The sequence below is a fragment of the uncultured Abyssibacter sp. genome (assembly GCF_964000955.1).
In the GTDB taxonomy this organism is placed as follows: Bacteria; Pseudomonadota; Gammaproteobacteria; order Nevskiales; family OUC007; genus Abyssibacter.
The window spans coordinates 1-6136 of sequence record NZ_CAXFCL010000274.1; the positions used below are offsets into that span (position 1 = coordinate 1).

6 protein-coding genes and 1 pseudogene are annotated in these 6136 nt (G+C 64.2%); 4 read left to right on the forward strand and 3 right to left on the reverse strand.

The window, feature by feature from the left end; all coding sequences use genetic code 11:
• From rho to ABNS06_RS13255, 3 genes are all read left to right on the forward strand, one after another.
• The coding region (gene rho / locus ABNS06_RS13245; RefSeq protein ID WP_348675069.1) for a transcription termination factor Rho at positions 1-528 on the forward strand (528 nt) is incomplete at its 5' end.
• A 469-nt stretch (positions 529-997) separates the two neighbouring features.
• Positions 998-1723: an N-acetyltransferase gene (locus tag ABNS06_RS13250; RefSeq protein WP_348675070.1), complete on the forward strand. Its 726-nt coding sequence runs from the start codon at positions 998-1000 to the stop codon at positions 1721-1723.
• Positions 1641-2417 (forward strand): hypothetical protein, encoded by a 777-nt coding sequence (locus ABNS06_RS13255; protein ID WP_348675071.1) that lies wholly within the window; start codon positions 1641-1643, stop codon positions 2415-2417. Before ABNS06_RS13250 ends, ABNS06_RS13255 begins: the two co-directional genes overlap by 83 nt.
• 30 nt (positions 2418-2447) lie before the next feature.
• Here ABNS06_RS13255 and ABNS06_RS13260 read toward each other — a convergent pair whose 3' ends face one another.
• Complete coding sequence (locus ABNS06_RS13260) at positions 2448-3161, reverse strand: hypothetical protein (RefSeq protein WP_348675072.1); 714 nt, start codon at positions 3159-3161, stop codon at positions 2448-2450.
• 93 nt (positions 3162-3254) lie between these two features.
• The gene (locus ABNS06_RS13265) at positions 3255-3710 is read right to left on the reverse strand and encodes a host attachment protein (protein ID WP_348675073.1); all 456 of its coding nucleotides are present in this window, start codon (positions 3708-3710) and stop codon (positions 3255-3257) included.
• 227 nt (positions 3711-3937) lie between these two features.
• On the opposite strand from ABNS06_RS13265, the gene ABNS06_RS13270 reads away from it, so the two are divergent.
• Positions 3938-5806 (forward strand): choice-of-anchor I family protein, encoded by a 1869-nt coding sequence (locus tag ABNS06_RS13270; protein WP_348675074.1) that lies wholly within the window; start codon positions 3938-3940, stop codon positions 5804-5806.
• A 53-nt stretch (positions 5807-5859) separates the two neighbouring features.
• Here ABNS06_RS13270 and ABNS06_RS13275 read toward each other — a convergent pair.
• Positions 5860-6136: pseudogene (locus tag ABNS06_RS13275) on the reverse strand (hypothetical protein); the annotation flags it as partial.

Below are 6136 nucleotides of genomic sequence, written 5' to 3' on the forward strand. Positions count from 1 at the left end.
ATGGTGATCGAGAAGGCCAAGCGGCTGGTCGAGCACAAGCGGGACGTGGTGATCCTGCTGGACTCCATCACCCGCCTCGCCCGTGCCTACAACACCGTGGCACCCAGCTCCGGCAAAGTGCTGACCGGTGGTGTCGACGCCAATGCCTTGCAGAAGCCCAAGCGTTTCTTCGGTGCGGCCCGCAACGTCGAGGAAGGCGGCTCGCTGACCATCATCGCCACCGCGCTGGTCGAAACCGGCTCGAAGATGGACGAGGTGATCTACGAGGAGTTCAAGGGCACCGGCAACATGGAAATCCAGATGGAGCGCCGGATCGCCGAGAAGCGGGTGTTCCCGGCCATCAACATCAACCGCTCCGGCACCCGCCGCGAGGAGCTGATGATGGATGCCGCGACGCTGCAAAAGGTCTGGATCCTGCGCAAGCTGCTGCATTCCATGGACGAGATCGCCGCCGTGGAACTGCTGATCGACCGCATGAAGCAGACCAAGACCAACGCGGAGTTCTTCGAGTCGATGAAGCGGCAGTAGCACACTCGCCGCAAGCGGAAAAGGCCCCGGACGGGGCCTTTTTTGTTGCACCGCAATAGGGCTTCATTTGATGGCAACAGAATGCCTTCAGTCTTGCGGCACTCCCCGGTTTCGCTGCATCTCGCCGATATCCCGGAATCTGAGGCATAGATCACGCATTGCATGCACCGGACCGAAATATGATCATAGTGACAACGATCATCGATGAATCAATCCGTGAAATGTCCGGTTTTTTCGCTCGATCTCGTCAGGGGAACATGAGGCCGATATCAGGGTGCCTGGGCACCGACCAACAACATCCGAACTGAATGAAAGGCCAACTGGTCCGCTGTTTGCGAGTATCCACTCGGGAGCGCGGGACCAATGCAGTAATCCGTGGCGTGAAACGCCACACCGGCTGCACAAGGACGATGCAGCAGTCACTTGTTGCTCAAACGAGTTCAAAGAGACACTGGACAGGCTCAGACCAATGAATATCAGGAACGCGACTCCCGACGACGCCCCGACCATCGTGGACATGGTCGATCTGGCTGGCGAAGGCATCCCGAGCTACTTGTGGCGCACGCGCGCACGCGATGGCGAAAGCGCCGTCGAGGCCGGGTTGCGCCACACCTCGGCGACCGAAGGTGAATTCAGCTTCACCCATGGACGTGTCTACATGCACGACAATCGGGTCATCGGTGTCTGCCAGGCCTTCGATCTGGACAGCGTTCGCACTCACGACGACATCAGCAACTGCTGCGGCGTCATCCGCGGGCTGGTGGAACTCGAGGCAATGGCTTCGGGCACCTGGTACATCAACGCCCTGGCGACCGCCAACCACCTGCGCCGCCGCGGCGTGGGGCGTTCACTGCTCGCGGACTCGATCCGCCGTGCCGACGTGCTCGGACTGCGCCAGGTCAGCCTGATTGTGTCGTCCGACAACCGACCGGCCAAGGCCATGTACGATGCGCTGGGTTTCCGCTTCGAAGCGCAACGCGTCGCCGAGGAGTTTCCCGAGCAGGGCAATGGCGGCGAGTGGATTCTGATGATCGCCGACACCGCCGAGCTGATGGACGCGCTGCCGACACGCCCGGCGGTCAGCCTGCCCGCGTCGTGCGACACTGGCGCCCATGACCGTGCAGGTTCTGCAATCGCACACGCCAAGCGCCAACAAGGCGCCCTGGAGCGCGAGGTGCTTGCAGTCGGTACGTGACTGGGCCGATCGCCGGGGATTCCGCTACCGGTTCCTCGGCGATGAGTTGTTCGACCTGCTGGATCCCGCGATCCGGGATCGCACGCAACACCAGCCCGTGGTCGCCAGCGACCTTGCCCGCCTGCGCTGGCTTTCCCTGACCTTGGACGCGGGCGCGACCTGCGCCGTCTGGCTGGACGCCGACACCTGGATCTTCGACCCCGACCGATTTGTTCCGCCCGATACGACGGCGGTGGGTCGCGAAATATGGATTCAACGCGAAGGCTCACGCTGGAAGCGGTTCACCAAGGTGCATAACGCCGCGCTATGCGCCCACCCCGGTAACACGCTGCTGCCGTTCTACGAGGACACGGCGCGGCGCCTGATACTGGCCAACACCGCGGAGTCGGTCGTGCCCCAATTCCTCGGCCCGAAACTGCTGACAGCGCTGCACACCGCGGCCCAGTTGCCGGTGTGGGAGGAGGCGGGCGTGTTCAGCCCGGCCGTGATCCACGGTTTGCTGGAACGGACACCACAGGCGGTGGATCTCATGCTTCGAAACGCGGCATCACCACCGGCCGCGGCGAACCTCTGCGCGTCCTCGGTCCGGCGGCAAGAACTCGATGCGAGCGCGCTGGAGCGCCTGACCGACGATCCGCAACGCATCCGTGACTATCTGTCGGGTCGACACCGCCGACTTCAGAGCCGTCGGTAGTCGCCCCGCTGGCCCCCGATCTAGGCCGGCTCAGAAACCGAGATCGAGCATCAGCCGCCGGGCCAGTGTCCGGTGCTGATCCGCAATGATTGGCTGCATGGCGTCCAGCTGTTCCTCCGACAGCTGCAGGACACGCAGCCATTCGGAGTTCTGACGCGCGGCGCCCTCGAAGCCGAAAGCGTGCCCCAATTCCTCCGCGGACTGATCGAACAGCGTGACCTGCAAGGCGGAGAAGTTCACGCTGCGCAATCCCGACGGCGCCGAGTATTGATAGACACCGAACCCGGTCACGCTCTCCTCGGTACCGAAGAACACGTCACCAACCTCACCCGCGGTCGCGATCACCAGTACATCCGCGCCCATGCGCGATGCCATCCGGCTCAGACGCTCACGCTGGGTTTCGGTCTGCGCCTCGTTGAGATTCTCGTAGGAATCGGTGAAGCGGAGTTCCTGACGCAGACCGAGGCTGTTCTGCACGCGGACATCGGCAAACCCCCTGGACCGGAAGCTGTCCGCGATCTCCTTCGCCACGATGTCATGAATGCCCCAACGGTCCACGCGCATGCTGTCGCGGCCGAGCGCCGCCTCCTGCACGCCACGACTCTGCAGGTAGAGAATCGCGTCCACGGCACCGATCACCACGACCTTCTGTCCGCTGCCGACTTCCGACAACGTTTCGTAGGGAGTGGTCACACACGCGGTCAAGGTCAGAACCGCGCAGAGCAGCAACAGGCGGCGTGTCATCTCGGATCCAGTCCCGCATCCATGCGGAGCAGCAAATGATGGACCCTATCCTGCCCGATGGCGGCCCGGCTGGGTAGCGGCACCGGCCCGGGATCAGTGAACGACGTCCATCTCCAGGGCGCGCTCGATGGAATCGGTGGGGTGCGTGACCAGATCCTTGTTGATCGAACGGGTCACGCAGCGGGACGTCGGCGTATCCAGATGTTCGCGAAGCTTTCCGAGAAACCGCGGGGCGGACACCAGCACCAGATCGTCGACGCCGCGCCGGGTACGCGCGTCGCGCAGCCAGCCGGCCAGTTCGACGGCGAAACGATCAGCCTCATGCTCGTGCGCCTGTCGGCTGCCCTCGGTCTGGTCCACGCCATGTCCGTGACTGGCGTGGGTCGCACCGCGACCACCGGTCACGAGTTCGCGATTCTTGAGCCGCGATGCCTCGTGCTGCAGCTCATCGACAGGCTCCAGTGGCAGCCGGTTAGCCCGGAAGCGAAAGATTTTCGCCTGTGCGGCGTCGGCGACGACCACCAATCGGTGCTGAAAGTCTTCGTGCATGCTGCGGCTCCTTGCGACAAGTCAATCACCGGGCTGCCTGCGGGTGCGCCGACGAACCCGGCCGCCCAGCATAGCGCGAGGCCTCACCCGGGTGACAAGCCCACCAGCCACCCGCATGGGGTCGCGTGCAACGAAACCGTCAACTTTCGCGATTAGCGTGTCGAGCTTTCCAATCAAAAAGGGGAGATCACGACGTGTTACTGCATCGCGCAACGTTACTGACAAGCGTGGGCTTGCTCTGCCTCGGCCTGGCGGCCTGCGAAGGTGACAACGGCTCCACGGGTGCTACGGGACCGACGGGGGCTCAGGGGCCCGCCGGACCGCAAGGTCCCGCCGGCGACGACGGAGCGGACTCCTCGATCACGCTCACCAGGATCGGCGGCTTTCTCAACCCCGCCGCGGGCTTTGATGAATCCGCGGCCGAAATCGTCGCCTTCGACGCCACCACCGCGCAGGCCTACGTCGTCAACGCGCAATCCGAGACGGTGGATATCGTTGATCTGTCCTCGCCCTCCAATCCGGTGCTGAGCGCGACGCTGGACGTGTCGGCAGACGTTGCCGCCGCTCGATCCGATGTCGCAAGCGCGGATGATCTGGGGGCGGCGAACAGCGTCTCGGTCAACGGTGGTGTCGTCGCGGTCGCGATCGAGGCGTCTCCGAAAACCGATCCGGGGTACGTCGCCTTCTACCAGACTTCCGACGGCAGCTTCCTGTCGGCGGTACAGGTCGGCGCGTTGCCGGACATGGTCACGTTCTCGCCGAACGGCAACTTCGTCATCACCGCCAACGAAGGCGAACCCAACAGCGACTATACCGTCGACCCGGACGGCACCATCAGCGTCATCGACGTCAGCGGCGGTGCCGCGTCGGTGCTGGACGCCGATGTCGCAACGCTGGACTTCTCGAGCTTTGCCGCCGCCGACCTGCGCGACCTCGGCGTTCGCCTGCCGATGCCGTTCGGAGCGACCGTGGCACAGGACATGGAGCCGGAATACATCGCCGTCTCCGCGGACTCGACCACGGCCTGGGCCTCGATGCAGGAAAACAGCGCCTTCGCCGAGATCGATCTAGCCACCGCAACGATCACCGCCGTCTGGGGAACAGGGACGAAGGACTTCAGCCTCCCCGGCAACGAGCTGGACGTCAGCAACCGTGACGACACCATCTACATCGCCAACTGGCCGGTGAAGGGGCTGCTCATGCCCGATTCCATCGCCAGCTTCGAGCACGCCGGAAAGACCTATCTGGTCACGGCCAACGAGGGTGACGGCCGCGAGTACATCAGTGAGGTCCCGGATGCGGCGAGCTGCACCCTCGGCCTGGCCGACTTCGATGACGGCGAATGCCTGGTCTATCTGGACGAAATCCGCATCCGCGACATCGTGGACCCGGACGAAGTTGCCGCGGCCATCGACTCTCCGGCCGTGGACCGCTTCCCGGGCTCGCAGACCGACGGTGATGGCGACATGATCGCCGACCTGTTCGAGAACGAGAACCTCGGCCGCCTGAAGGTGATTGCCACCGAAGGCCTGGATGACGCGAGCTGCCTGAACGCGGGCGGCCAGCCGACCTCGGCCTGCGTGTACGAGGAACTGGTCGCCTATGGCGCCCGCTCGTTCTCGATCTTCGATGCCGACAGCCGCGCCATGGTCTACGACAGTGGCAGCGACTTCGAGGTCATCACCGCGCAGCGCCTGGGCTTCGACGGCGGCTTCAATGCCAGCAACGATGACAACGAGAGCGACGACCGCAGCGACGACAAGGGTCCGGAACCCGAAGCCCTGACCCTGGGCACGCTGGCGGGCCGCACCTACGCCTTCGTCGGTCTGGAGCGCGTCGGCGGCATCATGGTGTACGACATTTCGTCGCCGGAGGCCCCGCGGTTCGTGCAGTACATCAATCCGCGCGACTTCAGCGAAGATCCAGAGAATCCGGATGACAGCTACAACACGGCGGCGGGAGATCTGGGTCCGGAAGGCATGGTGTTCATCCCGGCGGCGGACAGCCCCAACGGCGAACCGTTGCTGCTGGTCGGCAACGAGATTTCCGGCACGACCGCGATCTACCAGATCACGGTGTCCGAATTCGGGCAGTAGGCCGGAAACCGATAACGTCAGAGATCAGCAGGGGCGCTTCAGCGCCCCTGCTGCTATCCGTCGACCCGTTCGTGGTCGTCGGGTGTCTGATCCACCGGCAGTTCGGGCAGCTGCATGCGCTTGGCGCGCTTCTGCCACATCTGCCGAGCCAGCACCTGCATGTCCTGCGATTCGTCGCGCTCGTCGACGATCTCCAGGCCCAGCAGCGTCTCGATCACGTCCTCGCTGGTGACGATGCCGGCAGTGCCGCCGAAGGCGTCGACGACCAGCGCGATATGCTCGCGCTCCGTCAGAAACCGGTCGAACAGGCTGGGAATCGGATAGTCCTCG

Bases quoted from the DNA above. Each gene is read 5' to 3' on its own strand.
- ABNS06_RS13255 (WP_348675071.1), top strand. From the start codon at position 1,641: ATGACCGTGCAGGTTCTGCAATCGCACACGCCAAGCGCCAACAAGGCG.
- ABNS06_RS13260 (WP_348675072.1), bottom strand. From the start codon at position 3,161: ATGACACGCCGCCTGTTGCTGCTCTGCGCGGTTCTGACCTTGACCGCG.
- ABNS06_RS13265 (WP_348675073.1), bottom strand. From the start codon at position 3,710: ATGCACGAAGACTTTCAGCACCGATTGGTGGTCGTCGCCGACGCCGCA.
- ABNS06_RS13250 (WP_348675070.1), top strand. From the start codon at position 998: ATGAATATCAGGAACGCGACTCCCGACGACGCCCCGACCATCGTGGAC.